3 protein-coding genes are annotated in these 2,565 nt (G+C 73.7%); all 3 read right to left on the bottom strand.

Annotation, left to right across the window (positions count from 1 at the left end; translation table 11 throughout):
* On the bottom strand, positions 1-1,020 hold a 1,020-nt coding region (eboE, locus tag AOK11_RS36720), incomplete at its 3' end, for a metabolite traffic protein EboE (RefSeq protein WP_055597961.1).
* A gap of 3 nt (positions 1,021-1,023) precedes the next feature.
* Positions 1,024-1,917 (bottom strand): TatD family hydrolase, encoded by an 894-nt coding sequence (locus AOK11_RS36715; protein ID WP_055597960.1) that lies wholly within the window; start codon positions 1,915-1,917, stop codon positions 1,024-1,026.
* A partial coding sequence (locus AOK11_RS36710) for an EboA domain-containing protein (RefSeq protein WP_055597959.1) occupies positions 1,917-2,565 on the bottom strand: 649 nt, incomplete at its 5' end. The genes AOK11_RS36710 and AOK11_RS36715, both read right to left, overlap by 1 nt.

Here is a 2,565-nt window from a genome sequence, read left to right as displayed (position 1 = left end):
CTGCCCGTGCTGAAGGCCGCCGACCAGCCGGGACAGGGCGGCCTTCAGCACGGGCAGCGTGGAGGTGAGGGGCGCGGTGGGAGCCGCGTGCAGCGGGACGTGGAAGTGGGCGCGCCAGGGCGCCCCGTCGGGCAGGGTGTCGCCGGCCAGGGCCTCGTCGAGGTCGTCGGTGCCGCGCAGTCCGGCGGCGGTGGACGTGCGGGTCTGGTGCAGGAAGCGGGGCTCGGCGAAGGCGCGCAGGGCCTCGCGGACCTCGGGCAGATGGGGCTGCTCGGCGTGCAGGGCGGCGGAGAGCTGGGACTTGACCACGGGGATGCCTGCCCGGACGAGGTCGTCCAGGGCCGTGTGCGGGTCCTCGAAGGACGTGGCGAGGTGGCAGGTGTCGACGCAGATGCCGATGCGGTCGTGGCCGATCGCGGTGAGCGGTCCGATGGCGTCGTGGGTGGTTTCGACGACGCAGCCGGGTTCCGGCTCCAGGGCGATGCGGATCGAGCGCCCGGTCAGCTCCTGGAGTGCGTCGAGACGTTCGGCGAGGGTGCGCAGGGCGGTGCGGGAGGCTTCGGCGCGCTCCGTGTCGTGGGCGGTGCGCCAGGCCAGCGGCAGGGTGGAGATGCTGCCGTCGGGAACGTCGTCGGGGAGCAGTCCGGCGAGGAGGCGGGCCAGCGAGGTGGTGTACTCCAGGCGTTCGGGGTCGGCCCAGTCCGGTTTGTAGACGCGGTACTTGACCTTCTCGGCGCCGAATCCCTCGTAGGGGAAGCCGTTGAGGGTGACGACCTCAAGGCCGCGCCGGTCGAGTTCGCAGCGCAGGCCGCGCAGGGCGGACGGGTCGGTGACGAGGGCGTGGGCGGCGCCCTTGGCGAGCCACAGGCCGATGCCGAGCCGGTCGCGGCCGAGCCGGCGGCGGACGGGTTCGCAGTGGTCCCGCAGCTGGGCGAGGACACCGTCGAGGGTCTCGGCGGGGTGCACGTTGGTGCAGTAGGCGAGATGGACGGTGGACCCGTCGGGGTGGCGGAAGCGCATGGCTCACGCCTCCGCGGCCGTGACGCCGGCCGTCCGCGGGGGCTCGTCCCTCGGTACGCCGCGCTGGATGGAGTTGCCCTCGTGGGTGGCCTCGGGGGCGGTGACGTCGAGGGTGAGCCGGCCGCTGAGTCCGTAGAAGGCGACGGGGTTGCGCCACAGGACCCGGTCGACGTCGTCCTCGGTGAAGCCTTCGGCGAGCATCAGGTCGGCGACCTTGCGGGTCTTGAGCGGGTCGCTCTTGCCCCAGTCGGCGGCGGAGTTCACCAGGACCCGCTCGGGGCCGTGGGAGCGCAGGATCGCGACCATCCGTTCCTCGTCCATCTTGGTGTCGGGATAGACGGAGAAGCCGAGCCAGCAGCCGCTGTCCTTGGCCTCCTTGACGGTGGTCTCGTTGAGATGGTCGACCAGGACGTGCTCCGTGGGCAGCGCGGACTCCCGTACGACGTCGAGGGTGCGGCGCAGTCCGGTGAGCTTGTCGCGGTGCGGTGTGTGCACCAGGGCGGGCAGGCCGTGGTCGGCGGCGAGCTGGAGCTGGACGGCGAGCGCGGTGTCCTCCGCGGGCGTCATGGAGTCGTAGCCGATCTCGCCGACGGCCACGACGTTGTCCTTGACGAGATACCGGGGCAGCAGGTCGAGGACGGGCGTGCAGCGCGGGTCGTTCGCCTCCTTGGGGTTGAGGGCGATGGTGCAGTGGTGGGCGATGCCGTACTGGGCGGCGCGGAAGGGTTCCCAGCCGAGGAGGGAGTCGAAGTAGTCGACGAAGGAGGCGGGCGAGGTGCGGGGCTGGCCGAGCCAGAAGGCGGGTTCGACGACGGCGCGGACGCCCGCCCCGTACATGGCCTCGTAGTCGTCGGTGGTCCGCGACGTCATGTGGATGTGGGGGTCGAAGAGGCGCATCAGGACTCCTTGCCGTGGGGGTCGTCCGTGGTGTGACTCGGGGTGGAGGAGGCGGAGGCTGTCCCGGCGGGGGCCAGGGCCAGGGTCCGTACGCGGTGCAGGTCCTCCGGGACGGGGCGGCCGGCGGCGGCGCGCTCGTCGGCGTAGTCGCCGAGCATGCGGGCGAGTTCGCCGTCGCCGCGGGCCCGCCGGGCCAGGTCCGCCACCCGGTCCAGGGCGACGCCGGTGAACAGGCACTTCAGTACGGCGTGCCGCCAGGCGTGGGCGTCGAGGTGCCGGGCGCAGTACGGGCCGACGGCGGCGGCGACGAGCCGGGTGTCGTTGGTGCGCAGGGCGTCCTCGACGAGCGGGCGGGCGTCGGAGCCGGGCACGAGGTGGGGCAGGGCGTGCAGGACCGCCCGGCGTTCGTCGGCGGTGCCCTGGTCGTAGACCCGGGTCAGCGCCTCGGTGTCGGCGCGGGCCGTGTGCAGGATCAGGACGCGGACGGCGTCGGCGTGGGCTCCGCCGCAGCGGCGGCCGGCCTCGGCCAGGCGCAGCTCCCATACGGAGATGGGTCCGTGGGTGCCGGGGTGGGCGGCGGCCTCGTCGAGGGCCTGGTCCAGCCAGGCGCGGGCGGCGGCCCCGAGACCGGCGGAGAGGAGGCGGTGC

This window comes from Streptomyces hirsutus, from assembly GCF_001418415.1.
Classification (GTDB): Bacteria; Actinomycetota; Actinomycetes; order Streptomycetales; family Streptomycetaceae; genus Streptomyces; species Streptomyces hirsutus.
The sequence above is the reverse complement of the archived record's forward strand: the minus strand, read 5'-3'. Positions and strand labels throughout refer to the sequence as shown.

Coding starts and splice junctions, on each gene's coding strand:
- AOK11_RS36715 (WP_055597960.1), bottom strand. CDS start 1,917: ATGCGCCTCTTCGACCCCCACATCCACATGACGTCGCGGACCACCGAC.